Annotated in this window: 21 protein-coding genes and 1 tRNA gene; 12 read left to right on the top strand and 10 right to left on the bottom strand. The window is 66.1% G+C overall.

Going from position 1 to position 25,590, the window contains the following annotated elements; genetic code table 11:
- Window positions 1-2 precede the first annotated feature (2 nt).
- Window positions 3-1,577: a chromosomal replication initiator protein DnaA gene (gene dnaA, locus OJA40_RS07950; RefSeq protein ID WP_208425255.1), complete on the bottom strand. Its 1,575-nt coding sequence runs from the start codon at window positions 1,575-1,577 to the stop codon at window positions 3-5.
- Between the two features lie 572 nt (window positions 1,578-2,149).
- On the opposite strand from dnaA, the gene OJA40_RS07945 reads away from it, so the two are divergent.
- Complete coding sequence (locus OJA40_RS07945) at window positions 2,150-2,530, top strand: hypothetical protein (RefSeq protein ID WP_231847230.1); 381 nt, start codon at window positions 2,150-2,152, stop codon at window positions 2,528-2,530.
- An 86-nt stretch (window positions 2,531-2,616) separates the two neighbouring features.
- On the opposite strand, the gene OJA40_RS07940 is transcribed toward OJA40_RS07945, so the two are convergent.
- The 5 genes from OJA40_RS07940 to OJA40_RS07920 form a co-directional block, all read right to left on the bottom strand.
- The gene (locus tag OJA40_RS07940) at window positions 2,617-2,883 is read right to left on the bottom strand and encodes a hypothetical protein (protein WP_208425257.1); all 267 of its coding nucleotides are present in this window, start codon (window positions 2,881-2,883) and stop codon (window positions 2,617-2,619) included.
- Window positions 2,884-3,120: 237 nt separating this feature from the next.
- Window positions 3,121-4,089, bottom strand: coding sequence for a ring-cleaving dioxygenase (locus OJA40_RS07935; protein WP_208425258.1), 969 nt, complete (start codon window positions 4,087-4,089; stop codon window positions 3,121-3,123).
- A gap of 281 nt (window positions 4,090-4,370) precedes the next feature.
- Complete coding sequence (locus tag OJA40_RS07930) at window positions 4,371-4,697, bottom strand: hypothetical protein (RefSeq protein ID WP_208425259.1); 327 nt, start codon at window positions 4,695-4,697, stop codon at window positions 4,371-4,373.
- Between the two features lie 54 nt (window positions 4,698-4,751).
- Entirely contained in the window at window positions 4,752-5,240 is a 489-nt protein-coding gene (locus OJA40_RS07925; RefSeq protein WP_263808412.1) for a hypothetical protein, read from the bottom strand.
- Between the two features lie 26 nt (window positions 5,241-5,266).
- A complete protein-coding gene (locus OJA40_RS07920; RefSeq protein ID WP_263810284.1) occupies window positions 5,267-5,686 on the bottom strand; it encodes a hypothetical protein in 420 nt (139 codons plus the stop codon).
- An 849-nt stretch (window positions 5,687-6,535) separates the two neighbouring features.
- Between OJA40_RS07920 and OJA40_RS07915 the strand changes: the two genes are divergently transcribed.
- Window positions 6,536-6,964 (top strand): hypothetical protein, encoded by a 429-nt coding sequence (locus OJA40_RS07915; RefSeq protein ID WP_013062984.1) that lies wholly within the window; start codon window positions 6,536-6,538, stop codon window positions 6,962-6,964.
- A 33-nt stretch (window positions 6,965-6,997) separates the two neighbouring features.
- Here OJA40_RS07915 and OJA40_RS07910 read toward each other — a convergent pair whose 3' ends face one another.
- The 4 genes from OJA40_RS07910 to OJA40_RS07895 all read right to left on the bottom strand — a co-directional run bounded on the left by OJA40_RS07910 (window position 6,998) and on the right by OJA40_RS07895 (window position 14,348).
- Window positions 6,998-8,035 (bottom strand): NAD(P)/FAD-dependent oxidoreductase, encoded by a 1,038-nt coding sequence (locus OJA40_RS07910; protein ID WP_208425600.1) that lies wholly within the window; start codon window positions 8,033-8,035, stop codon window positions 6,998-7,000.
- A 574-nt stretch (window positions 8,036-8,609) separates the two neighbouring features.
- Window positions 8,610-9,563 carry an endonuclease/exonuclease/phosphatase family protein gene (locus tag OJA40_RS07905; RefSeq protein WP_208425599.1) on the bottom strand — a complete coding sequence of 318 codons (954 nt, stop codon included), beginning with the start codon at window positions 9,561-9,563 and terminating at the stop codon, window positions 8,610-8,612.
- 57 nt (window positions 9,564-9,620) lie between these two features.
- Entirely contained in the window at window positions 9,621-11,138 is a 1,518-nt protein-coding gene (locus tag OJA40_RS07900; protein ID WP_208425598.1) for a SusD/RagB family nutrient-binding outer membrane lipoprotein, read from the bottom strand.
- Window positions 11,139-11,192: 54 nt separating this feature from the next.
- On the bottom strand, window positions 11,193-14,348 hold the full coding sequence (locus tag OJA40_RS07895; protein WP_208425597.1) for a SusC/RagA family TonB-linked outer membrane protein: 3,156 nt from the start codon (window positions 14,346-14,348) through the stop codon (window positions 11,193-11,195).
- A gap of 482 nt (window positions 14,349-14,830) precedes the next feature.
- On the opposite strand from OJA40_RS07895, the gene OJA40_RS07890 reads away from it, so the two are divergent.
- From OJA40_RS07890 to OJA40_RS07845, 10 genes are all read left to right on the top strand, one after another.
- Window positions 14,831-16,351 (top strand): PKD domain-containing protein, encoded by a 1,521-nt coding sequence (locus OJA40_RS07890; protein WP_208425596.1) that lies wholly within the window; start codon window positions 14,831-14,833, stop codon window positions 16,349-16,351.
- A gap of 132 nt (window positions 16,352-16,483) precedes the next feature.
- A tRNA-Ser gene (locus OJA40_RS07885) sits at window positions 16,484-16,570 on the top strand.
- Window positions 16,571-16,692: 122 nt separating this feature from the next.
- Window positions 16,693-17,964, top strand: coding sequence for a sensor histidine kinase (locus OJA40_RS07880; protein WP_208425595.1), 1,272 nt, complete (start codon window positions 16,693-16,695; stop codon window positions 17,962-17,964).
- Window positions 17,965-18,094: 130 nt separating this feature from the next.
- Window positions 18,095-18,868, top strand: a complete 774-nt coding sequence (locus tag OJA40_RS07875) for a LytR/AlgR family response regulator transcription factor (RefSeq protein WP_208425594.1) — start codon at window positions 18,095-18,097, stop codon at window positions 18,866-18,868.
- Between the two features lie 51 nt (window positions 18,869-18,919).
- Window positions 18,920-19,285, top strand: coding sequence for a hypothetical protein (locus OJA40_RS07870; protein ID WP_208425593.1), 366 nt, complete (start codon window positions 18,920-18,922; stop codon window positions 19,283-19,285).
- Between the two features lie 196 nt (window positions 19,286-19,481).
- On the top strand, window positions 19,482-19,916 hold the full coding sequence (locus tag OJA40_RS07865; RefSeq protein ID WP_208425592.1) for a hypothetical protein: 435 nt from the start codon (window positions 19,482-19,484) through the stop codon (window positions 19,914-19,916).
- 251 nt (window positions 19,917-20,167) lie between these two features.
- Window positions 20,168-21,352 carry a hypothetical protein gene (locus OJA40_RS07860; RefSeq protein WP_208425591.1) on the top strand — a complete coding sequence of 395 codons (1,185 nt, stop codon included), beginning with the start codon at window positions 20,168-20,170 and terminating at the stop codon, window positions 21,350-21,352.
- 176 nt (window positions 21,353-21,528) lie between these two features.
- Window positions 21,529-22,773, top strand: a complete 1,245-nt coding sequence (locus tag OJA40_RS07855) for an ABC transporter permease (RefSeq protein ID WP_208425590.1) — start codon at window positions 21,529-21,531, stop codon at window positions 22,771-22,773.
- A 92-nt stretch (window positions 22,774-22,865) separates the two neighbouring features.
- Window positions 22,866-24,086, top strand: coding sequence for an ABC transporter permease (locus OJA40_RS07850; RefSeq protein ID WP_263810283.1), 1,221 nt, complete (start codon window positions 22,866-22,868; stop codon window positions 24,084-24,086).
- 48 nt (window positions 24,087-24,134) lie between these two features.
- Complete coding sequence (locus tag OJA40_RS07845; RefSeq protein WP_208425588.1) at window positions 24,135-25,547, top strand: TolC family protein; 1,413 nt, start codon at window positions 24,135-24,137, stop codon at window positions 25,545-25,547.
- Window positions 25,548-25,590 lie beyond the last annotated feature (43 nt).

Here is a 25,590-nt window from a genome sequence, read left to right as displayed (position 1 = left end):
ACTCACTGGCCGTGGCGTTCGAGCTTCTGCCCGATGGCATCCACCGTGTCCCGGAACGACTCGTCGTCCGCCATTCGGTCCTCCACGGCGTTGTTGGCGTGAATGACGGTCGAGTGGTCCCGCCCGCCGAAGTGGAGGCCGATGTCTTTCAGGGAGTGCTGGGTGTGCTTCTTGGTGAAGTACATTGCGATCTGACGGGCGCGGGTGACGTCTCGCTTGCGGGTCTTGCCTCGCATTTTCTCCTGCGAGATGCCGAGGTGCTCGCAAACGATGCGTTGAATGTCGTCGACCGTGAGGGTGGCGGCCCGCTCCTGAAAGAGGTCGTGGAGCACCTCTTTGGCGAGGTCGAGGGTGATGTCGAGCTGGTGGAGGGTGGCGTGGGCCAGAAGGCGGATCAGCGCGCCCTCGAGCTCACGGATGTTGCTTTCGATGCTCTGGGCGATAAACTCGACCACGTCATCGTCGAGGTCGATTCCGTCGTCCTCGGCCTTGCGGCGGAGAATCGAGATGCGGGTGTCGAGGCCTGGGGGCTTCAGGTCGGCGGAGAGCCCCCACTGAAAGCGAGACAGCAACCGTTCCTCAAGGCCGTCGATCTCGCGCGGCGGACGGTCCGCCGACAGCACAATCTGGTTGCCCGCCTGCCGGAGGGCGTTGAAAATGTGGAAGAACTCCTCCTGGGTTTTCTCCTTCCCGCCGAAAAACTGCACGTCGTCTACGATGAGCACGTCCACCTGCCGGTAGAACGTCGAAAACTCGCCGATCTGGTTTTCCTGGATCGACTGGACGAACTCCGTGGTGAACCGTTCACTGGAAACGTAGAAGACGGTTTTCGAGGCGTCCCGGGCCGCGACGTGATTCCCGATGGCCTGAATGAGGTGGGTCTTGCCGAGCCCCACGCCGCCGTACACGAGAAACGGGTTGAAGCTCGTCTCGCCCGGATCGGCAGCGATGGAGCGGGCGGCGCTGCGGGCGAGGCGGTTGCACTCCCCCTTGATGAAGCGGTCGAACGTGTAGCTGTCGTTGAGCTGGCTGTCGACCTCGGCGTTCTTCAGGCCCGGTATGGCAAACGGGTTCTGGACTGGGGGGGCGCTTTTCTCGTCGCCCTCGGCGCCTGCCTGCGCGTCGTCGGGGCGGGCTTCATCGCCGGACGGGGCGGGCGAGGACGGCTCCGAGGAGGGCGCGGAGGCCCCCGACGAACTGGGCGGCGCCTCCGGCTCGTCCGGCGCGTTGGGGGGCGGAGCCGACTCCGGGTCGGCCGGCCGGGCCGGAAGCTGCATGGAGGCGCCCCGGTGGGGGGCCTCCGGGTCGTCCTGCTCGATGACCACGTCGTAGAACAGACGGCCGTGGGGGCCGAGCACCCGCGTGACCGTCTTTCGGAGCAGAGAGAAGTAGTGCTCCTCAATCCACTCGTAGTAAAACCGGCTTGGAAGTTGGATCGTCAGCTTGCGCAGGTCGTCCTCGTCCTCCAAGGAGTGGGCCTCCAGCGGCTCAAACCAGGTCGTGAAGCTCTGGCGGCTCACGTTGTCCCGGATGATGTCGAGACATTCGTTCCAGGCGCGGTCGGCGGACTGATCCATTCCAGGCCAAGCTCAGTCTCGCGAGCAAGGGGGCTCGCCAGGGTGATCGGAGACGAAGACGAGAGAAGGTGGTGCTAGGCCCCTCGGGCCGTGTGCGGCCCCAAACAGCCGCCGGTTCCGAGGCCGACCCGGGAGGCGGCCCCCGAGACGAATGTTTTGGGGCCCCAGACGGATGCCGAGAGGGCCGCCAAGACGACGGTCAAGGCTCACTCTGTGCCGCGCCGCCCAAACCGGGAACGCTTCGCTTTGCCCTCACCGGAACGGGCCTACTGCGGGCCGACACGGGCCCCGCCGGAAACGCGCACAGCGACGTTGCGACACCGCCGCTGTGGACCGCTGAACGGTCGTGAGACAATTCGGGAGTACGAACGATAATCATCGCCCGCGGCAACGTCAAGAACCGAGGCGGCGCGGGCCCGCCCGGGCCGGCGGCCCCGCCGACAGAGAATATTCAACACGAGATTGTCCGGACGCAGTTGTCCTCGTCCCCGGCCCATCCATACATTGCGGCCTACAGTCCCCGGCACTCGGTGCCGGGTTCGCATATGTTTTCGAGCAACCCCGACGGTTTGATGAGCGATCCAGGCATTAAAGCACTCAGCAAGAAGGCAACGGAAGAGCAGGCCGCCTGTCCGGTGACGCTGGTGGTCAGCGGAAACATGGTGACCGGGCACATCGTGGCGCGAGACACCTTTGAGGCGGACACGACCCGGATGGTAGAAATGGCACAAGAGCAGGCCGAGGACGACGAGGCCGTCCAGGCCATGGGCGATTCAATCTCCGCCATGCTGGACGAGGTGGGGGCGTCCGACGACGGGACGTTCGTGCACGTGTCCGTTCAGGAGGTCATGACCGGTGCGGAGGCCATCAACCTGGGGGGGTCGGTCTTCCGGTTCCGTACGAGCGAGATTGAGGGATACACCATCGGGACGGTGGAGACGCGAGAAGGATAGGGCATTGGGGGGATCCGTTCGGCCGTCCTGGCGGAGCGGGCCCGCCCCACGCTGCTCCGCCGTCGTGGCGGTGGCCGCGCCGCGGCCTACTCGTCGTACGTAATCGTGACGGTGCGCCCCTCGTACTCAATCTCCACGCCGTCCTCCACGCGGGTCACCGTCGCGACGGACCGATCGAGGTCAGGGTCCTTGCCCTTTAAGAACGCGCGGACGGTCTCCTCCGCCACGGCCACGTGCTCGGGCTGTTCGCCGAGCTGATCCACATCCTCGGCCGCGTCGAACAGAAGCGGCGTGAGCTGGGCAATCGAGGTGGCCGCGATGAACTCGGGAGTGGGGCCTTCCATGTCTTCCATGATGATGCAGAAAAGTTGGGCAGCAAATTGAACGAGGCCTCGCTCTGAACCGCTCTCTCGTAGAACGAGCGCGTGACCCGTTTGAATTAGGGACGCGTCGCGATGTTTTGGGGGACACGTACCCCCAGCTCGTCGCCCCGGCACAAATCATCCAAAACGAAAGCGCCCACGGCCTCCCCGTTGTCTGGGGGCCGCGGGCGCGGTGGATAGGGACCGAGACGTTTGAACGGAACGCCGCTACACCGAAATATCGGCGAGCTGGGCCTCCACCTCGTCCCGTCGGTCCTGCAGAAACGGGGGCAGCATCAGCGTGGTGCCGAGCTCGTCAACGGACTCGTCGTGGAGGAAGCCGGGCGGGTCCGTTGCGATTTCGAAGTTGACGCCGTTCGGGTCGCGGAAGTAGAGGGAGTGAAAGTAGTTGCGGTCCTTCATCGTGGTAACGTCGTGGCCGGCGTCGCGGAGCCGCTGGCGAATGGCCCGCTGATGCTCGTCGTCCGACACCCGGAACGCCACGTGGTGGACCGTGCCGTAGCCCCACTGCCCCTCGTGCATGTTGGGCTCGTTGTAGAGGTCGATGAACTGGGCATGGTCGGGGCCGGGCACCCGGAATCGGGTCCAATCGCCGTTCTGGGGGGTTGGCTCGTGGTCCACCTGCTCGTAGCCCATCAGCTCGAGGACCTCCGTGGTCAGTTGACCATTGTGGGGGTGAATGGTGACCCCGTGAAACCCGCGCACCGCGTGCTCGGCGGGCACAGGGCCGCCGGCCCACGGCTCAATGTCGGACGTTCCCGTAATGAGCTCCAGGGGCTGATCGTCGTGGTCTTGAAACTGGATCACGGTCCGCCCGAAGCGCTCCGTCACGGGATACAGGGTGGCTTCGTCGGCCGCGTCGAGCCGATCCACCCAGTAGTCCACGGCCCCTTCCGGAATGGTAAAGGCCGTGGCCGTGGCCTGCCCCCGTCCCACCTGCCCCTTCTGGATGCTGTGGTGGGGTTTGAAGGTGAGAACGGTCCCCGGCGTGCCCGTCTCGTCGGCGTAGTAGAAGTGATACATCGTCGGTCCCTGAAATGCCTCCGAGGGGTTGTTGAAGAGAACCGTTTGCTTAACCAGACGAAGCCCCAAGACGCCCGTGTAGAAGTCCAGGTTTTCCTGCGGGTCGTGCGCGTAGGCGGTGACATGGTGGATGCCAGATACTGGATCGCTCATGAGTGGAAGGGCTTTTTTAAAGAAAACAACGGGACGGGGGGAAAGACATAGCGACGTGATCTCTCTGACGCACGTTTGCTCCCCGGTGGGTACAGTCTACAAACCCTGGTGCCGAAGATTGTTCGAGCGACCAACGTTGAAAAGGAGCGGACCGTTGCGCGAACGGATGCCTGAGTTGGGGCGTCTCGTGGTGGAGTGGGGGCTCGTGTCGCCACACGAGTCCGGGGCCGTTCAGATGAGCGGGCCGCCGCCGAAAGACGTTGGTGGGGCCTTGGTGGGGCCTACAGAAGAATCCGGCGAGCAGTGCCGACGACTCGGTCGATCAACGCGTCCCGAAACTGCTCGGCCCGGACGGCGGCGAGCCCCGCTTGTTTGAGTGCCTCCATCTCGGCCACGTCCTTCTGACCCCGAACGAGCGACTCAAACTCTTCCCGGGAGAGCTCTCCCTGCGCCAGCAGGCGCCCCCATCGTTTCAGGTCGTCCTGCGTCTGGTTCAGGAACGCTTCCCCGTCCTCGAGGGCAGCCTCTTGCATTTCCTGAAGGTGCGTCCGGGCCAGGTCGGTGACCTCGTCTCTGAGGGCGTCGAGAAACGCGTCAACGTCAGGCATTAGTGCAGGGACTGGATTGATGAAAGGGGGGCGGGCGCACGGGGCGGGGCTGCACTACGGGCTGTTACGGACCTCGTCGGGCTTCTTCTTGCCGCTCTCCAGCTCGATGATGGTGTCGAAGGCGCGAGCGATCTGGGTTTTCTTTTCCTCAACAAACGTCGCCGAGAATGCGGATTGCTCCTCCCAGTCGGCCAGAAACCCCCCTAGAAGATCCCGGTCGGGATCGATAAGGATGCGCCACTGCCGGGCTGAGATCTCGTTCTCGGGGCGTCCCTCCGCAAACTCGTAGGCCTTCTCCAACTCGGTTTTTAGGTGTTGAACGGCGTCGGCATGGTCCGCATAGGGCGCGGTGGCCTTATCCATCAGGGCCAGGGCCTCCACCTTTAGTGAGGTGGCCTGCTCGTACGCCCGGGCGTTAAATTCGGAGATGGTGGGCCCACAGGCCGTGGCGGCCAGTAGCAGAAGGCCCAGAAAAGCCGTTCTTCCTGCGGGGGGGACGAGTGCCAGAAGACGGTTGGGCGGGCGGGACGCGGGGTGTGGCATGAGTGCCAAAGGGGAGAGACGATGTGCTATGAGTCTGCATCGGAGGATGGCTTTTCTGTCTCCTCCTTCATCGAGGCTCGCTCGGTGCGGGCCTTCCGGTCCCGCTCTTCGGGACTCCGAATGCCAAGACGGGTGAAAATCCGAAAGACCCCTCCGCTGCCCCCTGCGATAAGGAGGGCCGTGAGGACTTGGCCCGGAAGGGTCGGGCGCCCGATGTGCTGCGCCTGAATCTCCGGAAAGCCCCTCAGAAGCTCGGCGACGATGTCGAGGTCGTAGTTCAGAAACACCAGAAAGGCGACCGCGATGATGAGGGGGGTCTTTACGCCACGGCCCTCGAAGTAGCGAATGAACAGGCGCCAGTCGAAGAGCACGGACATGGCCGATTCGAATACGAGGGAGAGGGCAAGCACCAAAAAGAGCACATTGATGACCTGGGTGCGGTCCATCCCAGTGCGTGGAGATGCAGTCCCCGACGTGTCTTGAGCCTGCGACCCAAGCGCCCTTTGGACATCACTGAGGGCCGTCTGGAGGGCTCGGGCCGACTCGGCCGAAAGGGAGACGGAATCGGAGACTGCGGTCTGGTCGTGACCGGGCGTGACGGATAGAAGAAATGCCGTCAGGAGAAGGGTCGCAGACATGGCAAAATCTGCGTAGGTCAAAAGAGGCGCTCCCCTGCTCTTCAGCGTCCCTTTCGGGGGCCGAAAGCGGAATTCATAGACAGATGAAACGGCGTAAGTATAACGTCCGGTGCCCGAGTCCCAACCCCCTTTCGTTGGTGCAGAAGAACCCCCGACCTTCCGGCCGAAAGCGAGACGACAGAGATTGATCGCAAACGGTAGAAATAACGGGCCTCCGGATGAGTGCCGAATGCTCGTCGGAGGAGAGCATTGAGAGCGAGGCCCTCCGTTATCCACAACTTATCCACGCCTGGGTCGCTACGTTATAAATAACGGAAGTCCGTTTCACGTCGTAGAAACGGGTTTTTCGGGGGGCATACCGGTCTCTAAGTCTGTTATTGTTTGTGTCCCAGGCGGCAGGGGACTTTCGGAAGAAGTTATCCACATTCCCGTCCACAGGTGATTGGGGGACCGATCCCCAGAGCGGCCATCAATAACAGCAAAACGATAGCCAGGCGATCGGCGCCAACGGACCTGTGCGAATTCTGGACGAGAGCAACGGCTGTCCCGCCCCCTATGGAATCCTCTCTGGGGGCCGGTCGTAATGTAGATGATATTCGGCGGTGGCTCTACAGATCGCCGTCACGCGTACCCTTCATTTGGATTTGTCTCCTCCCCATGGCCGACGAAAGTAGTGCATATCCCGAGCCGAGTGATTTCGAAGTGATGCGGCCGACCTACTACGAGAACGACGACGGCTTCATCACGGCCAAGATCGAAATTTCTCCGTTCAGCGTCGAGGGGGAGAGCCGGACGAAGGCGGGGGCCCGCCGCGCCGCCATCCACGAGGCGCGCAAGACGTACCATTCCTACCACCCCAGCTACGAGGTCGAAAGCCCGTTCCCGGATCATTTCGTTGACCGGGAGGGAACGGAGTGGCACCGTCTTCCCCCCTTTCAGCGCTCCACCTACGGGGACTACAAGTTCGTCGACGACTACGGCGACGAGGAGGAGGCCGTAGAGGAGGACTACGTCGACATCGAGACGATGCTTCTGTGGGACGTGCGCCCGGTCGACGTGCTCGACGGGGAAGAAGTAGAAGCGTAACCGCGACCCTCGTTGCAGTCGTTCCGGGCCGGGTCATTCGTCGGCCAAAGTGGACGCCATTTGCTCGCCCGTCTCCAGGCCGCTTCGGATTGCGGCGTGGAGGCGCGCCGCCCCTGCCACCCAGTCGCCCGCCACGTACACGCCTTCGCGGGCGGCTCCTCGCCGCGGGTCCTCTCGGAGGCTGTCGTCAGGCAGTGCGTACCGCCAGCCCTGGTGGTCCGTCCAGTCGGGGGCGGTGAGGCGTTCGTCGCCAATGAGGGCCGCGGTGTGTTGGGCGAGGTCCGCAACGTTGTCCTCTGGGGGGGCGTCGTACCGCTGTGTCGACCACTCGGGACTTGCCTGCACGACGAGGACCGATCTGCCCTCCGGCACATGTCCGGGCTTGCACTCTTCGCGCCCGATCCAGCCGACCTCGTGGTCCGTGTCGGTGTTGACCAGTGCGTAGTAGGGCACGTCGACCTCGAAGTCGTACCCGAGGACGGCAGTCCAGACCGTTCGGTATTCCACCGCGCCGGCCGCCTCGCCGAGGCGATCCACGGCGTCAATCCCGGTCTCGTCCAGGAGCCCTGCTGTCTGCGGCGCGGGCGGATTCAAGAGAAGCGCGTCGAACGGCCCGTGCGTGCTGCCGGCCGTCGTCGTGAGGTGCCAGCCGTCGTCGGGGTGGAGGGCCGCGATCCGCGTCCCGCGCCTGATCGCCGCGCCGGTCGCGCCGAAGAGATGCTTGGCCAGGCGCGTGATTCCGTCTTCGTACGTCCACCGCCGCGCGTCCCCGTCGCGCCCTTTTGAAACGGTGCCGTCGGCGTCGAACGTCCAGATGGGACCGTCCACCTCCACGAGCCCCGTGTCGAACGTGTCGGCAACCAGAGAGCTGACGCGACCCCCGGCGTCCTTGAGGTAATTCGCGCCGTACTCGTAGACCGTCCCGTCCCGGCGCCGTGCAGCGGCGCGGCCACACAGCCCCCGCGACTTCTCAAAGACCGTGACCTCGACATCGGGGCGGGCGGTGCAAAGGGCGTACGCGGCCGCCGCCGCCCCGGCCCCGGCGCCGACCATGCCCACTTCGACGCTCATGGGCGTGTACTCGCGTTTTTGCGGGGAGAGCGAAGAGCAGAGGACGAAGATAGAAAAGGCCCGCCCTCGCAGAAGAGGAGGCAGGCCAGCCTGTATTACTCAACGTAACACTTTCTAAAATAGGAAAATCGCCCCCGGGGCGTCAACCCTTGGGCGTAAAGGACCTGAAACGATCCTCCCAGTCTTGGGGGCCGGAGCAGTGATTCGTCGTCCGGTCCACTCCGCTCGTCGCACAGATCCACCGGTCCATCGGAGAGGCCGAATCCATGCATCGTGTGATCCGGTCAGACCTACGCGAGGGGGCGGGGGCCGCCCAAACGGCCCTGTTCTGAGCGCCTCACTTGCTCATTCGCTCTGACTCAGTGCCTACGTCCACCATGACCCACGCTCGCGAAACCCGTCTCCACGACGCGTCCAACTTCGACGACTTCATGCTCGCCGCGGTCTCCGCGATGCTCATCGCGGCCATTTTCGTGGTCTAACCGGCACTGTGTTGTTTCCAGCAAAGGGGACCCGCTGGATCGCCTTTGCCCATCCCGTTGGTGGGACTTGGGATAGGACGCAGGCCACCAAGTCACGGGTCGGACGGCGACGGGGCCAGGGACACCGTCGTGACCACGCTCCGATGGTCCGACGGATACCCTGAAACCGAGCGGTCCGTCGGGGACGCGTCGCGCAGGCCGACCGTGTAGGCCGTCTCGACGCTCACCGACTCGCCCGCCACGTAGATGAAGTCGATGCGGTCGTGCACCTCGTCCGGATCGCCGGTGAGGGTCGTCCAGGTGGATCCGGGCCGCTTCACTTCATCCGGGTGGGCCACGCGGAATGCGTCCCGAAAGCCGCGTTCGGCGACCGCACGGGAGGTGGGCCACGGCACTTCGAGGCCGAGATGGAGGCCGGCCTCGGCGGCCGCAGGGGTCCAGTCGAGGTGCGAGGGCTCGTTGAAATCCCCCATCAGGAACGTCGGCACGTCCTCCTGTACAGACTTTGCCAGCGCGTCGAGCACCGGCTTAATTTCAGGGGATCGGGTTTTCCGGGCCTGGGCCACCGCCTCCTGCGGCGTCAGCTCGTTGTCCCGGAGGGCGTAGGGCTCGTAGGGGTACGGGCTCAGGTGGACGTTGGCGATGCGGATGGGGGCGTCGACCGTCAGGTACAGGAGGGCCCCGTATCGTGTGGGGCGGGAGATGGGATACCGACTGAGCAGGCCGGTGTCCTCCTCATTCGCCTCGTGCTCGTCGCTGTGGTGAAAATAGTAGTCCAGTTCGTCGGCAATGTGGCGGAGCCGAGGCTCGCTGATTTCTTGCAGCGCCACCACGTCCGGGTCGACCGCTTCGATGGCGCGAACGGTGCCGGTGTCGGGTGTGGCGTAGAGCACGTTGTACGTCATGACCGTCAGCGAATCCGGCCGGTCGCGCTGAGGCGCGGGGGTCTCCTGGGCCCAGGCCCCCGTCGTCCCCAGCGAGGAGAACGCGAGGGCCGCGAGGAGCGCGAGCACGAGATCGGGCCGGAGCGGGCGAACCGAGGGCATAGGGCCAGCAGATCAGAAATGGAAAGCACCGAAGAGGTGGGTACTGCGCGATGCGTGCTACTCAAGAAGCCACATCTCGGTGTTGATGTCGTCGTCTCCCTGGCGGTCGAGTGCCGCCTGGTAGTTGTCGGGGTTCAGCGACTGCTCGCTTTCGGGGTAGCGGAACCGAACCGGAATTTCGTCGCCGTTGACGTTCTCGACGGACGGATCGATGTCCGGAATGCCTGTGCGTCGCCAGTTGAACCACCCCTCCAGGCCGGTGTAGAAGAGCGCAATCCATTTCTGGGTCCCGATTCGCTCTAGGGCCTGCGTCTGGTTGTCCACCGGGTACGACACGCCCGGTTGCCCGAAGTACCCGGACGGCGTCGACTGGCCGTACTGCCCGAACGACGCCTCGACGGCGTTCCGGTAGTGTGATTGAGCGTCCGCCGACGTCCAGCCTCGCTCGGCCGCCTCGGCCTTCAGGAACAGGACCTCCGCGTAGGTCATGATGAGCCCCTTCGCGGCGTCCGGCTCCTCGTAGTAGCGAGTGAAATTGAGGCCGGACTGGAAGTCACGCCCTCCGTTAAAGCCGTCGGAAGCATCGTTGGTTAACCCGTTCGGTACGCCCACAAACTTGGGAGTCCCATCCTCGACGGAGGCGGCGGTCGGGTCGCCGAAGACCGACAGACGCGGGTCGTCGAAGTGCTTCAGGGTGTCGGTGAGCGTCTCGCTCAGCCTGAAGGTCCGGAACGTTCCGATCCGTGACGTGTGGCGGGGCCACTCGTTCGGGCGCGAGTCGAGGTACTCCAGCGCCGCGTTGTCGTCATTGGACGTGAAGACGGGCGCCGTCTCCGGGGCGCTCGTGATGGACTGGAAGGCCTCGGAAACGGACACGTCGCCCCCCTCCAGGTCGAGCGTAATGTTCTTCTCGGAGAGCCGCATCAGGAGGCGCAGCCGCAGGGAGTTGGCGAGTTTCTTCCACTTCATCAGGTCGCCGTTGTAGAGAATATCCCCCTGGATGGAGCCGCTGCCCGGCGTGAGCAGCTCGTTCGCCCGCCGAAGGTCGGCGAGCATGCCCCGGTAAATGGCCTCCTGTCGGTCGTATTTCGGTGTCTCAATGCCTTCCTGCACCGCCACCGACTCGGAATAGGGCACGTCCCCGTACGCATTGGTGAGCATCGAGAAAATCCAGGACTTGAGCACGAGCCCGACCCCTTCGTACTGGGGCTGGCCCCGTTCCTGGGCGATCTGGATCATGTCTTCTACGTTTCGAAGGTCGCCGTACAGGGGCTGCCAGTAGCCGACCCCGGCCCAGTTGTACCGGTCAATTTCGGTGGCGAACGAGACCTTGGCGGTGTACTGAAGCACCAGGTTGCCGGTGGTATGGGCCGTATTCACGGAGGTGTTGACCGAGCCCCGGATGACGTCCGGAAGCAGAAGATTAGGCGTCACTTCTTTGGGCTCGTTTGGGTTGTCGTTTACGTCTTCGAATCGACTGTCGCAGCCCGTGCTGGCCACAGCCACGGCGAATATCGCCAGAAGGGCCAGAAAAGAAGGAGCGCGAAGGGATGAGGGAAAGTGGAGAGACCGCATGGGAGCGTGTACGACGTTGAGAGGCTGTAAGGAGGGACCGCAGGTGGCCAGAGGTTAGAAGTCGAGCTGCACGTTCATTCCGAAGGAGCGGGTGGACGGAATCTGCTGCACCTCGAAGCCCGGAATCTGTCCGTCCCCCCCGGAGATTGTCGTTTCGGGGTCGACGTGCGGCACGTCGGTCCAGAGGAACAGATTGCGCCCCGTCACGGACACCCCCACGTTCTGCACCCCGGCCCGCGTGAGCCAGTCGGGGGTGAAGTTGTAGCGGAGGGACAACTCCCGCAGCTTCACGTAGGTGGCGTCGAAGGAGTTGGACTCGACGTTCGGGCGGTCGTAGTAGGTGCGGAGCCAGGTGACGTATTCGGCCTCCTTGGTGTTTTCGGAGAACGTCCCGTCGTCGTTTTGAACCACCCCGTCGCCCACCACCGTCTCGTTGCGGGCGCGGGTGGTGCCCTCCAGCGAGCCGCCTTCAATGCCGGTGGCGTGGGTGTTGGAGTAGAGGAGCCCGCCCTTTCGGACATCGAAGAGCACGTTGAGCTGCAGGTTCTCGTAGCTGAACGTACTGCCGATCCCGCCCCGCCAGTCGTGATTGTAATTCCCCACCTTCTCGACATTGTCGGTCAGCTGGGGCAGGCCGTCCTCGTAGATGATTTCTCCGGTGTGCGGGCTGTTGGGGGCCTCTACCCGGTCGAAGACCCGGCCGTATATGTCGCCCATCCGGCCGCCCTCGCGGGCCTGGGCGGAGCCCCCGAAGGGCCCCTCGCCGAGCACAAAGGTATCGATGCCGTCCGCCAGTTCCACGACCGTGCTCCGGTTGCGCGTCCAATTCAGGGACACGTCCCACCCAAAGCCGCTCCAGTCCTGAATCGGGCTGAGCTGGAGGCGCGTCTCCACGCCGGTGTTGCGGATCTCCCCGGCGTTGACGAGGCGGCTGTTGTACCCGGTCGACTGGGCGAGCGGTACGCTCAGGATCTGATCGCGTGTGGTGCTCCGGTAGTACGTGACGTCGAGCTGAGCACGGCCGCCGTAAAACCGAAGGTTGGTCCCGACTTCGTAGGAGGACGTGATTTCGGGCTGCAGGTTGGCGTTGGCCAGGTCCGTCTCCGACACCACCGTCTGGGTGCTGCCCCATGCCTCACCGAAGGTGTACGTGTTGGTGAGGCGAAACGGGTCGGTGTCGTTTCCAACCTGGGCCCAACTGGCCCGCACCTTGGCGAACGAGAGCGGGAGGGATTCCGGCACCTCTACGAGGTCCGAGACAATTACGCTGAGCGAGGCCGAAGGGTAGAAGTACGAATTGTTGTCCAGCGGCAGCGTGCTCGACCAGTCGTTGCGGCCGGTGAGGTCCAGGAAGAGCAGGTCCTGGTAGCTCACCGTACCGGAGGCGAACACCCCGAGAATCTCCTGGGCCTCGTCTCGCTCGTCGGCCTGCACGTTGGAACGAGCGTTTCCGATGTTGTAGACGTCGGGAACGCTCAGGGCCTGGGCCGTCAGCTGCACGTTGCGGCGGGTCTGCCGCATGAAGTTGGCCCCCACCGAGGGCTCGAACGTGAAGTCGCCCACCTCGCGGGTGTAGTTGAGCAGGAGGTTGGAATTCCATTCCGTGAACGTCCGGTCCGTCTCCTGCAGCCATCCGTTGGGGGCGGTAATCGAGCTGAAGGCCTTTCGCTGTTTCGTCCCCTGATTGCTGTAGTCGAGTCCCGTCCGGGCCCGGAGATTCAGGTTATCGGTAAACTCGTACCGGGCGGAGACGCCCCCGTAGAGGCGATCGCGGTCCAGGCCGTTGGTGTTTTCGTTGACCTGGAAGTAAGGGTTGTTCGTCCAGTTGCGGTCGTAGTGCGCCTGCTGGGTCCCCTCTTCCCGCCAGTAGTCTTTCAGAAGATCATTCTCCACGTGGCGGGCGCCCCAGGTGAAGTAGTACATGATCGACTCCGACCCGTATCCGGAGCTGGGCAGGTTGTCGCTCGTCGTGGTCGCGTAGTTTGCGTTGGCGTCGACGGTCAGGGCATCGGTAACGTCGTAGCTGGCCGACAGGGACGTGCTGGTGCGATCGAGATCGGTGTTGGGAACGATGCCGGTCCGGTCGCTTCGAGAGAGGGAGGCCCGGAACGAGCTGTTCTCGCCCCCGCCCCGCACGGCCACGTCCGTGCTGACGTTGGTGCCGGTGTTGAAGAAGTTGCGGACCTTATTGGGGGCGGAGGTCACCTCGGTCGGGACCAGTTCGCCTGCCTCGTTGCGGGGGCCCTGCCACTGCGGTCGTTCGACCCCTTCGTCCATGCGGACGCCCCAGTTCCATCCGGGGGCGTTCGTGCCGTCGACGTAGGCGAATTCGCCTCCATTTCCGTAGCCGTACTCGTTCTGGTAGTCCGGCAGCCGGAGGGGGCGGCTGGCCGTCACACTGGTGCGAACCGTCGCCCCAATGCCGTCCGTCTCCGAGCCGTCCTTCGTCTCGATAAGGATGACCCCGTCCGCCGCCCGCGAGCCGTACAGGGCCGCGGCGCTCGGGCCCTTCAGCACGCTCATCTCCGAGATGTTCTGGGCATTGATTTGGCTGAGGCCGTTGCCGAAGTCCACCTGCGTGGTCTGCGCGTCGGAGCCCTGCGTATTGGGCGTGTTGTCGATTGGAATGCCATCGACAACAATGAGGGGGCGGTTGGAGCCGGCCAGGGAGGATTCCCCGCGGATGGTAACGCGTGGGGTGCTGGCCAGGCCGCCGGATCCGCCCGTGACGTTCAGACCCGAGACCTTCCCGGACAGGTTGTTCATGACGTTGGGCTCCGGCGCCTCGGCTACGTCGCTTCCCGACACCCGCTCCACGGAATAGCCGAGCGAGCGCTCCTCGCGGTCCACCCCGAGGGCCGTTACCACGACGTTTTCCAGGTCAACCGTCCCGGCGCCCAGCGTGATGTCGAGCGTCCGGGTGTCGCCGGCAGAGAGTTCGAGGGTGCGGGACACCTTCTCGAAGCCGACGAACGAAAAGACGATTGTCTGGCGGCCAGGCCGGACGGCGGCAAGTTCGTAGGCCCCGTCCGCGTCGGCGGAGACGCCGGTCTGGGTTCCCTGGACGCGTACGTTCGCCCCCGGAAGGGGCGCGCCGGTGGAGTCGGTGACGACACCGCGGACGGTAGCGGGGTCCTGCGCGCTGCTGGTGGGAGAGAAGCAAAGCGCACCGAGCAGAACGCCCAGAAGCAGTACAGAATACCGTAGCATGGGCAAGGCGAGGTCGAGTGAGTGCAATACGCCTTCCCCAAGGAAGGAGAGACGAAGGACGCGTTTGTGACGATTGGACTATTTTGATGTATTACGACGAAGAATAATGTTATTATTCAATGTGATTTATAATTTGGCAATGCGTAGATAATATTGGGGTAACAGTCAGGAATGCTCGTTTTGAGTGATTCGTTGGTCAAACGGAAGATATATGATCAATGTCATCGGTCCCTGTGCTACGCCCCCACGAGAGTGCAGGTGTGGACCTGGTCGGGAGGGCCTGTAGCGGCGGACGGTCGGCCGGTAGCGGTTGTCGAACGGAGAGGCAAGATCTTTGCTCTGATTGTTCACGCCTCAGTGTCAGGCCACTCGGGGTGATCTGTGCGGGGCGGCGCGCAAACGACGATGTGGGACGACGATGTGGATCGTGAGGGACATCCGGTGGCCCCTGCTTGCAGCCTACTGACTTCCAAACTGGCTTCATGGTTGCTCTTCGTTCTGTGCGCCCACTCGTGCTGTCGGCAGGGGGGGCGGTGCTCCTTGTGGGGCTGTTGGTTGGCGTCCTCCTACCGTCCGCACACGCCCAATCCCAGCGGGCGGACGACGTGTTCTACGGCAGGCTCGGGGGCGGGCTCTCCGATTTTACGAGCGACCTGTCGTCGTGGCGCCCGACGCATCCGTTTGGGGGCGGGAAGTTCACGCGAGGGGCGGGCCCTCCGTTCGTCTTCGTTGGGGAGGTGGGGTACCAGTTTTCGCCGCACTGGGCCCTGGGGATCGGGGTACAAGGGGGCAACTACCCTGTGGAGGTATACCCCGAGATCGAAGGCATCTCGGACTCGTACCGCTACACCCCGCGCGTACTGGGGCGCTACACGATTGGGGGCGGGGCCGTCGCCCCGTACATAGACCTGGGGCTGCACGCCACGCTGGGGGGGGACCGTCCCCCAACGCGCATCGGGGCCGGCCCCTCCGTGGGCGGCGGGGTGGACATCCGGCTGGGGCGGGCGGCCTCGCTCTACGTGGAGTCGCGTGTCAACCTGACCGTTCCGAGTGGGGCCGTGGACGGATCCGACTCCGGGACCCGGTTCGACATGACCGGTCAGCTTCTCGGACTCGGGCTGAAGGTACACCTCACGGCCCCGACCCCGCCGCGGATCATCCGACTGGAGGGGCCGGATACGCTGGACACTGGCACGTCGGTGACGTTCGCGGCGACTGTCAACGAGGAGGCGGCCGACCGGCCCCTGGACTACCAGTGGGACTTCGGCGACGGCGCGACCGCGACCGGGCGGACGGCGACGCATGCCTACGACCGGCCCGGGCGGTACGTCGTCTCCGTCTCCGCCCGCAACCGGGCCGGAACGGCGGAGGCGTCCACGGCCGTCGTGGCCGAGCCGCCCCCGGAGCCCCCTCACATTGCGACGGCCCGCGCCGCACCGGAGCCGGCGGCCGCGGGGGCGGCGGTGCAGTTTAGTGCGGCGGCCACGGGGGGCAATCCGATTGCGTACGAGTGGCGGTTTGGGGACGGCGCAAGCGCGGAGGCGGCGTCTCCCACCCACACCTACGACACCCCGGGCACGTACACCGCACGGCTCCGGGTGTCCAACCCGGACGGAGACGACACCCGAACGGTGACGGTCCGGGTGGCCCGGCCCGCCGGGGCGGACACGAGCGCCTCGGGGGCGGGCCCGAGCCCCACGGATTCGACGACGACGCCCCCCGAGCCGACCGCTCCCCCGGCCGACACGTCCGCGCAGGAGCGATGGGGGATCGTCGTCGCCTCCATGAGCGAGGCGGGGCAGGCGGCACTCGTGGCCCGTCGGTACCGCGAGCAGTTTTCGGGGGCGTTGCGCGTGGACGTGCGCTCGACGGAGGATGATCGGGGCGTACGGCGACACCGGGTGGTGATCGGGCCGTTTGAGGAGACGGAGGCGGCCCAGCAGGTCCTCAGGGAGCGGGCGGAGATGCTGCCGTCGGGGGCGTGGCTCCTTCGCCTCGAGTAGCCAAGGCCCTGTCGTGAAGGGCCCAGACGGCCGCGCTCCACGCGGCATCCGTGTCCCCACGCCCAATTCAAGCCCCGATTGAAACCGTCCCCCGAGGCCCATGTGAAAGCACAAGTGCAAACACGTGTCCCCGGAGGGGTGGCAGAGCCTGGTCGAATGCACCGGTCTTGAAAACCGGCGGGCCGCGAGGCCCCGGGGGTTCGAATCCCTCCCCCTCCGCTTCTTGGCCTGCATGCATCAGGGGCCCTTCCATCTTCCCATCTGTAGGGCTGAACCGCGGGCGAGGTCGCTCCCGGAGCACAGGCCCATCTCCAGACGTTGCTCACCCGCCGGGATCCGCCATGGCCGCGCCGGCCGCCTCGGAGCTGTCCGCCCTTCGCCGGTTCACGCGGCGCTACCTGCAGTACGGCACCGTGGCGCTTCTGGGGGCCCTCCTCCTCATCGAAGGGGCCGGGCCCTGGCTCGTCGAGTGGTTCCGGACGACCCCCGGCCCACAACTGTGGGGGCGCGTGCCGTTTGCGTTCGTCACGTTCGCCGTTGGGCTCTGGACGCGCCTGCACCTCTGGGCCCTACTCGTGCCCGGGGTGCTCGCGCTCTTCCGCTGGGCCGACGTGCGGGCCGGCCTGAAGCACGGCGTGGGCTGGATGCTCGTGATTGGGGCGCCGGTCGCCATGGTTCACGTGGCCATCGAGCGGGGCATCTTTGCCGTCGCCACGCTGACCCGCGAGGGCATCTACCCCAACTTCACGACGTCGTTCGACTTTCGGGCGATCGACCCCTACGGCATCGGCGGGTGGCGGCTTGCCGTCTTTCTCGTGCGGCGCCTGATCGCCGACTATTTTACCTACTTCATCGTGGCGGCGCTGTGCTTTGCGTACGAGCACTTCGCACGGTCGCGGGAGCAGGAGGCCCGGACCCAGGCGCTCCAGGCCGAGCTGGCGCAGGCACAGCTGCAGGCGCTGCGCATGCAGGTGAACCCGCACTTCCTGTTCAATACCCTCAACGCGATCACCGTCCTGGTGCGCGGGGGCGAGACGGCGAAGGCGGGCCGCACGCTTCGCCTGCTGAGCGACATGCTGCGCGCCACCTTCCAGGGGGTGGACGTGCAGACGGTCCCGCTGCGGGAGGAGATCGACCTGGTGGAGCGCTACCTGGAGATCGAAGAAATCCGCTTCGAGGACCGACTGCGGACCGAAATTGACGTCGATCCGGCCGTGAGTGAGGTGGCGGTGCCCTACCTGTTGCTCCAGCCCCTGGTGGAGAACGCCGTCCGCCACGGCATCGCGCCCCACGCCGAGCCGGGGACGGTGCGCGTCACGGCCCGCCCGGCCACCACGCACGGCCAGAAGGGCGTCGAGCTGACGGTGGCCGACAGCGGGCCGGGCTTCTCGGACCCCCCGGAGGTCCTTCTGGACGAGAGCGAGGGGGTGGGCCTCTCCACGACGAAACGCCGGCTCGACACGCTCTACGGCGAAGCGCACGCCCTCGAGCTCGGCCCCGCCCCGGACGGCGGGGCGCGCGTGACAATCCGGATTCCGTGCAGCCCGCGGGACACGCTGTTCCCGTCCGAAAAGCAGCGGAAGGCCCCTGCGGCCCCGGCCCCAAGCGCGTAGCCCCGGGCCCGCACCGAGCACGCGCGGGAGCGGACGACGCGCATCTGCCTGTCTACATCTACCTGTCTATCCTGCCCGTGCACGCGCCCCTCCACGCCCGCACTGCTCAGACGCCACAACACACAGCCCCATGCCCATTCGTGCCCTCATCGTTGACGACGAGCCGCTTGCCCGAACCGGGGTGCGGCAGCTTGTGGAGCCCCTCGACGACGTGACCATCCTCGGGGAGGCGCCCGACGGGGACGAGGCGGTGCGTCAGATCGAGGCGCAGGCGCCCGACCTCGTGTTTCTCGACGTGCAGATGCCCGAAATGAGCGGGCTGGAGGTCGTGCGCGAGGTGGGGGTGGAGGCGATGCCGCTCACCATTTTCGTAACGGCCTACGACCAGTACGCGCTCGACGCCTTCGAGGCCCACGCGCTGGACTACCTGCTCAAGCCGATCGAGGAGGACCGCTTCGAGGAGGCGATGGAGCGGGCGCGCCAACAGCTCCGCCAGGTGGAGGCGGACACGCTGAATGAGCAGCTCCGGGGGGTGCTTCGGGAGTATGCGGATGGGGGGGAGACGGGCGGCATCGAGCGCTTCACGATTCGGAGCCGGGACCGCATCTATTTCGTGGACGTCGAGGACGTGCAGTGGATCGAGTCCGAGGGCGATTACGTCGCCCTGCACGACGGGGACGACGCCCACCTGGTCCGGAAGACGATGAAGAAGCTCGAGGAGCAGCTCGATCCCGATCAGTTCCTGCGCGTGCATCGCTCCTACATCGTAAACGTGGAGCACATCGACGAACTGCGTCCCCTCGACCACGGCACCTACCAACTCCGCATGGCGAACGGCACGCCCCTGAAGACGAGTCGCGGCTATAGCGACAACATCGACGCGCTGCTCGACGCCACGGGCTAGAAGAGAACGACCATCGCCATTCGCCAGAACCCGCCTATCGTCTACACCCCCATGAACGCGTATCTTGCCGTGGTCGGCCGCCGGTCTTCCCACCCCGTGGAAGGGGCGGACCGATCCCCACTTGACCTGACGGATACCGCCCTGCCGACCTCGGTGCACGGAACCGAGGCGCGGCGGCTCTTCCGGGCCCTCGACGACGCCCTCCGCGAGATGCGGGTGCGGCAGGCGCAGGCCCCCGCCGACGCCACGTCGGCACTGCGGCTCGGGCTCATCGTAACGGCGGAGAACGGAACGGCCCTCGACGTGCACACGGCCTCGACGAACCTCCGCACGGTGGACCTGGACAATTCGGGCGACCGCGAGACGGTGCTCGGTGAGCTTCGGGATCTGGAGCAGGAGTTCCTGGCGGGCGGCTGAGGCCCCCGAGGGGCCACGGTTCTCGTAACGAAGTAGTGGGCTCGTAACGAAGTAGTGGGAAAGGGGCGCCTGCAGGCGGACGGGCCGTTCGGGGCGAATCACCAGCGAAGGCCGGCGGTGCAGCCCTAAGCGGGGTACAATTCTGTGATGCCCGCTCGCACCGCACACCGTTCCGCTCAGGTCAACCGCACACGCCATGCCCGATTCCCACGCCACGCACTCCGAGCGCCTCCCCAACGGATACGTCGAAAAGACGGACGGACGAGTGGCCCCCAAGGACCTGGTCTGGGATTCCTCCGACGCGGAATTCAGAGAGGTCGAACGAGGAGGCGCGGCCTTCGGGGCGAAGCTCGACGAGTTTGAGCGCGTCGCCACGCCGGCCTACTGGGTCACGTTCGACGGAACGACCGGCATCGTCTGGGGCGTCGGCACGTCGCCGGAGGAGAGCCTGCGGACGGCCAAGTTTGAGGCGTTCGGGGACGACCACGGGGCCGTCGGGTACGAGTTTGCCTGCTGGTGCGAGGAGATGAGCACCCGGGTGTGCTCCGAAACGCTGTACGAGAAAGTGAATGACGAAGGCCAACTTTCCATTTCGGAGGACCGCCTCCGGAAGCACATCACCATGACGTAGTCTCGTCGTGGGCCGCCCGTCCCGCATCGTGGAGGAACGGGCGGCCCGAATGCAGGAGGGAGCTGGCCGGGGGGCGGAGGCGGAATGCGAGGAGCGGCCCCACCGATCGCCGCCGCTCGGGCATTCGTCGCACCACACGGCCGGTTCGTCGCAGGACCGGCATCACGGACGGGCAAAAAGCATATGGGAGAGGCGCACGGCACGACGCTGCCCTGCGTGCCGCTCTTGTCTCCTGAATAATCCCGGCCGCCATGACTGCCCGCCGCCCACCGCTCTGGGGGCTTCTCCTGCTCGTCGCCGCCGTGGGACTCGCCGGCTGCGAGCCCTACATGAGCCTCACCGACCGCATTCCCACGCAGACGCGGCAGGCAACGGCCCTCCTGCCGGAGGCGCCCCGCTTCGCCGGCATGGTCGACCTGGAAGCGGCGACCGGGCAGCTTGGGGGGTGGACGGAGATGGACCTGCAGGAGCAGCTCCAGCAGGCAGAAGGCACCCGCCTAGGTACGTTCCTGGACGCGACGGGCATGGCGCCGGAGACGGACCTGAAGGCAGTATACGGGGCCGGCGGCCGCGGCCAGTCGTTCAGTGCGGTGGTGTTTGCGGACCTGACGCCGTCTCAGATGGACCGGTACCTGGACCGCGTGCCGGAGGCGGGCCGCGCAACGACCTACCGGGAGGTCCCCGTCTACCACCTCGTCTCGGGGGCCCAGACGGACGAGGCCTCCGCCCCCGACACCCTCACGATGGGGTTTGTGCGCGACGGGGTGATCGCCGCGGCCCCGGACGCCGGGCGCGTTGAGGCCATGGTGGACCGACACCGGAACGCGGCGACCGGCCTCCGGGGCAACGAGTCGTATATGACGCTCATAGAGCGGGTGGGCCACGGCAGCACGGCGTGGCTCGTGGGACGCGACGTCCTGCAGACTGCACTCCGCGACTCCACGGCGGGACGGGGCGACACGACAGAGCGGGCGTCTGATCCCAACGAGGCCGGGCTCCAGCGAATGCTTGGGGCCTGGGCCGACCGCACGCTGGGGATCGACGCCCCCTCGTCCTTCGAGGCCCCGGACGACAGTCGGTTCGAGCGACTGCGGCGTCAGGTGCGCGAGCAGGCCGTCTCGATCACCCTGAGCGCCGAGTCGATGGAGGGGGAGGCGTACCTCACGATGCAGGACGAGACCAGTGCCGCCAACGTCGTGGACGTGTCCAAGGGCGTGATGGCGGCGCTCCGGCTGTCCGGGGACGACGCGGAGACCGACGGCCTGCGGGGGGTGCTCAACGACGTAACCATCGACCGGGACGGCCCGATCGTGCACGCGCAGTTTGCGGTCGGCCGCGAGCAGTTCCGGCAGACGGTCCGGGCCGGTCGGGGGGCGCCTGCGGCTCGTCGGTCGGTGGCTTCGATTCGTCGGGCGAACCGGGCGATTCGTCGATAGGGGGGCATCACGCGGGGGGCGTTGGTGTTGGAGAGGGGGCACCATAACGAGAGCAGCCCGCGACCGGTGCGCCAGGCGGCGTTCCTCCCCTTCCGGTGGGGGCGCGGCCGAGGAGAAAGCCGACGAGAAAGAGGAGGAAATGCCGTTTCGTGCTTGTTGAACGCTTGCGAGAGCCCATGCGCCGTTTTGTCTTCGAAGTCGTGGAGGGGGTCCGCATTGCCGGGCAGGCCATCTGGGCCAACAAGATGCGGTCGACGCTCACCACGCTCGGCGTCATCATCGGCATCGCGGCGGTAACGCTGATGGCGACCGTCATCAACGGGCTCGACCAGGAGTTTGAGAAGGCCCTCTCGCAGCTCGGCACGGACGTGCTGTACGTGGACCAGTTTCCGTGGGGGCAAAACGCCGATCGCGAATGGTGGCGGCTGCGCAATCGCCCCGCCATTCAGCCGGCCCTGGCCGAGACCATCCAGGAGCGCTCGCGCTTTGCCGAGGCCGCGGCGCCGATGATCGACACGGATCAACAGACGACCTACCGGGGGCGAGAGGTGGAGGCTGAGGTTATGGGGTCGCCGCCCCAGTACGGGCGCATCCGAAACGTCGAACTCAGCCAGGGGCGGTTCTACACCCAAGCCGAGGAACGGGCGGGCCGGCAGGTCTGCGTAATCGGGGCCACCATTGCCGAGGAGCTCTTTCCGGCCATCACCCCGCTCGGGAAAGACGTCAAGATGGGAGGGGTCCCCTGCACGGTGGTGGGGGTGCAGACAAAGAAGGGAGAAAGCATGTTCGGGGGGCCCGGCTCGCCGGACGAGCGCATTCTCATGCCGTTTCGCACCTACGACAAGGTCTTCGGGGTCAGTCGCCGAGAGGGAGTGACCGTCATGGCGAAGGTCGGGAACTCGGCCCTGATGAGCCGGGCCGAGGAGGAACTGACCGGCATCGTGCGGACGGCCCGCGGGGTGGGGCCGGGGGAGGAGAACAATTTTGCGATCAACGACCAGCAGCAGGTCATGGACAGCTTCGCGAGCGTGCGCATCGCCATCTACGGGGTGGGACTGTTCCTGACCGGGCTCGCGCTGGTGGTCGGGGGCATCGGGGTAATGAACATCATGTTCGTGTCGGTGCGGGAGCGCACGAAAGAAATCGGCATCCGCAAGGCGGTGGGAGCGAAGCGGCGCACCATTCTGTTCCAGTTTCTCGTCGAGGCCGTCATTGTGTGCCTGATCGGGGGCGTGCTCGGGCTCGGGCTTTCCGCCCTCGGGACGATGGGGGTGAGCGCGTTGGGGCTCAACGCCTCCCTGCCGGCCCAGACGGTGGGCCTGGCCTTCGCCATCTGCGTCGGGGTGGGCATCCTGTTCGGCATCGCGCCGGCCTGGCAGGCCGCCACGGCCGACCCCATCGACGCGCTCCGATACGAGTAGCGGCCCGTGCCGTGCGGGCCCCCTTGCGGCGCTGCAGGGGGCGGGCCGGCTGGGCAGGGCCCCTGCACTTTCCGAATGAGATCACTGTTTCCATGAGCGGACTCGAGACCATCCGGGAGGCCCTTCAGGCGCTCCGGGCCAACAAATTGCGCTCCGCCCTCACCCTGCTCGGCATCGTCATCGGGGTCTTCGCGGTCATCGCCGCCGTGACGGCCGTGGACGTGATCGACCAGTACTTCAAGAGCTCGATCCAGGGCTTCGGGGCGTCTACGTTCTCGGTGGAGCGGTACGACTACGGGGGCGGCGACGGGCCCGGGCGCTACCATCCGCCCATCACGCACGACCAGGTGCTGCGCCTCAAGGAACGGGTGGGCACCGACCTGACGGTCAGCGTGAGCGAGCGGTACGACGGCGGGGTCAAGGCCCAGTCGGACCGGCAGGAGACGAACCCGAACGTGTCGCTCTACGGCACCGACGAGGCGTTCCTGTCCAACTTCGGCTACGAGATGCGGGCGGGGCGCCCCTTCGTGGAGCAGGACGTGCAGGGGGGGCGCCCGGTGGCCCTTCTTGGGTCGGAGGTGGCCGACGTGCTCTTCCCGGCCGTCAGCCCACTCGGCCAGCAGGTGCGAATCGGGCGGGTGCGGCTGGAGGTGGTGGGGGTCCTGGCCGAGAAGGCGGGGCTGTTTCGGAGCCCGAACACGCGGGTGTACGCCCCCCTCACGCACCTTGCGGGGGCGTACGGAAGCGGCGGCCGCAACATGGACGACACGCGCATCCGGGCCGCCTCGCCCCGCCAACTGACGGCCGCGGAAGACGAGGTGCGAAGCCAGTTGCGGGTCATTCGGCAGGTGGCGCCCGGCGCCCCCAGCACGTTCAACATCGAGTCGAGCGACTTTCTCCGCAGCACCTTCGGCCAGTTCACGAGCACGCTCACGACGGGCGGGGCGCTCGTGGGGCTCATCTCCCTGCTGGCCGCCGGGGTGGGCATCATGAACATCATGCTCGTCTCCGTGACCGAACGAACGAAAGAGATTGGCATCCGCAAGGCGGTGGGGGCGAAGTGGCGCAACATCCTGGGCCAGTTTCTGCTGGAGGCGATCATCCTGTGCCAGATTGGGGGCCTGATCGGCATTGTGCTGGGGGGGCTGGGCGGCAACCTGGCGGCCCTCTACTGGGACATCAGTCCCTCCTTCCCGTGGATGTGGGCGGCCATTGCCGTGGGGGGCGTCACCCTGCTGGCCATCGTCTTCGGCGGCTACCCGGCCTACAAGGCCGCCCGCCTCGACCCCATCGAGTCCCTCCGGTACGAGTAGCGGTCGGCGCCGACCCTTCGTGTTCTTACCTCATTCTCGACATTTTCTATGCGACGACTTCCCCTCTTCCGTCCCGTCTCGGCTGGGCTGAGCCTCCTCGCCGTCCTCCTCGCGTTCGGGGTCGCCCCGGCGACCGCGCAGATGCAGCCGCCGCAAGACACCACGCAGGTCACGTTCGACGAGGCGGTGCGCACCGCCCTCGACCAGAACACCAACATCAAGCGGGCCCAGGCCCAGGCCCGGCAGTCCAACGTGCAGGTGCGGTCCGAGTGGATGGACTTTGCGCCCAATCTGAGTATCGATTCGGACGTCACGCGGCGCGTCGGGCGCAACTTTAGTCAGGTGACGGGCGATTTCACCACGCAGTCGACGGACTTTTTCAACCTGAGCGGCCGGTCGAGCATCACGCTCTTCAACGGGTTCGAGAACATTTCCTCCCTCCGGGGGGCCCGCGAGCAGGCGGGGGCGGACCAGACCAACCTGAAGCGCACGCGGCGGGAGGTCGTGTTCGACGTGATGGACCGGTTCATTGCGCTGGTCGAGAGCCGCGAGATCGTGCGGGTGCGGCGGGAGCAGGTGGCGGCCCAGCGCCAGCGCCTCCGGCAGATTGAGCAGTTCGTGGAGGCGGGCTCCCGGCCCGAGTCGGACCTGTTCACCGCCGAGGCCGACCTGGCCGATGCCGAGCAGCAGCTCCTGCAGGGGAAGCGGGAGCGGGAGGTCACCCAGACCCGGCTCATCCAGACCCTCCAGCTCAACCCCCGGGAGGCCTACGACTTCCGCGTGCCCGATTTGGAGGGGGCAACCCTGGACTCCAGCCGGCAGGAGCTGCCCGCCCTGATCGACGAGGCGTTCCGGAAGCGCCTGGACCTGCGCGTGGCGGAGGCCGAGCGGCGGGCGGCCGAACAGGGCGTCCGGTCTGCGCGGTCGGCCTACTACCCCACCCTGTCGCTGAGCGGAAGCTACGGGACGGACTGGTCGAGCAGGGGGGTGGCGGGAAATGCGAGCGACGACTTCGCCAACCAGCTCGACGTAAACCGGGGCGGCGGCCTCTCGCTGTCCATCAGCATTCCCCTCTTCGACCGGCTCCAGCGCAGCAACCAGGTGGAGCAGGCCCAGGTGCAGGCGCAGGACGCCGAGTATGCGCTCCAGGACCAGCGCCAGGAGATTGCCCTGCAGGTGCGGCAGTCGTACCTCGACTACCGGAATGCGGTGCAGCAGCTGGAGGCGGCGAACAAGCGCCTCCGGGCCGCCGAGCGGGCCCGCACGGCCGCCCAGGAGCGCTACGAGCTCGGGTCCGCCGACATCGTGGAGCTGCAGAATGCGATTCGCGACTACGTCGATGCGGCCAGCCAGCAGGTGCGGGCCCGATACGAGCTCTTCTTCCAGCAGAAGCGGATCGACTACAATGTGGGACGGCTCTCCCCGTCTGCGCCCCTCCTGGGCGCGCCGGCCGAGCCGTAGAGCCCCACCGTCCTTTTCGTGCCTCTCTACAGAACAGAGATTT

The organism is Salinibacter pepae, from assembly GCF_947077775.1.
GTDB classification, from domain to species: Bacteria; Bacteroidota; Rhodothermia; order Rhodothermales; family Salinibacteraceae; genus Salinibacter; species Salinibacter pepae.
The sequence above is the reverse complement of the archived record's forward strand: the minus strand, read 5'-3'. Positions and strand labels throughout refer to the sequence as shown.

Excerpts from the sequence above, each read along its gene's own strand:
- OJA40_RS07850 (WP_263810283.1), top strand. The coding sequence starts at position 22,866 with ATGAGCGGACTCGAGACCATCCGGGAGGCCCTTCAGGCGCTCCGGGCC.
- OJA40_RS07845 (WP_208425588.1), top strand. The coding sequence starts at position 24,135 with ATGCGACGACTTCCCCTCTTCCGTCCCGTCTCGGCTGGGCTGAGCCTC.
- OJA40_RS07930 (WP_208425259.1), bottom strand. The coding sequence starts at position 4,697 with ATGCCTGACGTTGACGCGTTTCTCGACGCCCTCAGAGACGAGGTCACC.
- OJA40_RS07880 (WP_208425595.1), top strand. The coding sequence starts at position 16,693 with ATGGCCGCGCCGGCCGCCTCGGAGCTGTCCGCCCTTCGCCGGTTCACG.
- OJA40_RS07900 (WP_208425598.1), bottom strand. The coding sequence starts at position 11,138 with ATGCGGTCTCTCCACTTTCCCTCATCCCTTCGCGCTCCTTCTTTTCTG.
- OJA40_RS07875 (WP_208425594.1), top strand. The coding sequence starts at position 18,095 with ATGCCCATTCGTGCCCTCATCGTTGACGACGAGCCGCTTGCCCGAACC.
- OJA40_RS07870 (WP_208425593.1), top strand. The coding sequence starts at position 18,920 with ATGAACGCGTATCTTGCCGTGGTCGGCCGCCGGTCTTCCCACCCCGTG.
- OJA40_RS07890 (WP_208425596.1), top strand. The coding sequence starts at position 14,831 with ATGGTTGCTCTTCGTTCTGTGCGCCCACTCGTGCTGTCGGCAGGGGGG.
- OJA40_RS07910 (WP_208425600.1), bottom strand. The coding sequence starts at position 8,035 with ATGAGCGTCGAAGTGGGCATGGTCGGCGCCGGGGCCGGGGCGGCGGCG.
- OJA40_RS07935 (WP_208425258.1), bottom strand. The coding sequence starts at position 4,089 with ATGAGCGATCCAGTATCTGGCATCCACCATGTCACCGCCTACGCGCAC.
- dnaA (WP_208425255.1), bottom strand. The coding sequence starts at position 1,577 with ATGGATCAGTCCGCCGACCGCGCCTGGAACGAATGTCTCGACATCATC.
- OJA40_RS07915 (WP_013062984.1), top strand. The coding sequence starts at position 6,536 with ATGGCCGACGAAAGTAGTGCATATCCCGAGCCGAGTGATTTCGAAGTG.
- OJA40_RS07925 (WP_263808412.1), bottom strand. The coding sequence starts at position 5,240 with ATGCCACACCCCGCGTCCCGCCCGCCCAACCGTCTTCTGGCACTCGTC.
- OJA40_RS07920 (WP_263810284.1), bottom strand. The coding sequence starts at position 5,686 with ATGGACCGCACCCAGGTCATCAATGTGCTCTTTTTGGTGCTTGCCCTC.
- OJA40_RS07855 (WP_208425590.1), top strand. The coding sequence starts at position 21,529 with ATGCGCCGTTTTGTCTTCGAAGTCGTGGAGGGGGTCCGCATTGCCGGG.
- OJA40_RS07945 (WP_231847230.1), top strand. The coding sequence starts at position 2,150 with ATGAGCGATCCAGGCATTAAAGCACTCAGCAAGAAGGCAACGGAAGAG.
- OJA40_RS07860 (WP_208425591.1), top strand. The coding sequence starts at position 20,168 with ATGACTGCCCGCCGCCCACCGCTCTGGGGGCTTCTCCTGCTCGTCGCC.
- OJA40_RS07905 (WP_208425599.1), bottom strand. The coding sequence starts at position 9,563 with ATGCCCTCGGTTCGCCCGCTCCGGCCCGATCTCGTGCTCGCGCTCCTC.
- OJA40_RS07940 (WP_208425257.1), bottom strand. The coding sequence starts at position 2,883 with ATGGAAGACATGGAAGGCCCCACTCCCGAGTTCATCGCGGCCACCTCG.
- OJA40_RS07895 (WP_208425597.1), bottom strand. The coding sequence starts at position 14,348 with ATGCTACGGTATTCTGTACTGCTTCTGGGCGTTCTGCTCGGTGCGCTT.
- OJA40_RS07865 (WP_208425592.1), top strand. The coding sequence starts at position 19,482 with ATGCCCGATTCCCACGCCACGCACTCCGAGCGCCTCCCCAACGGATAC.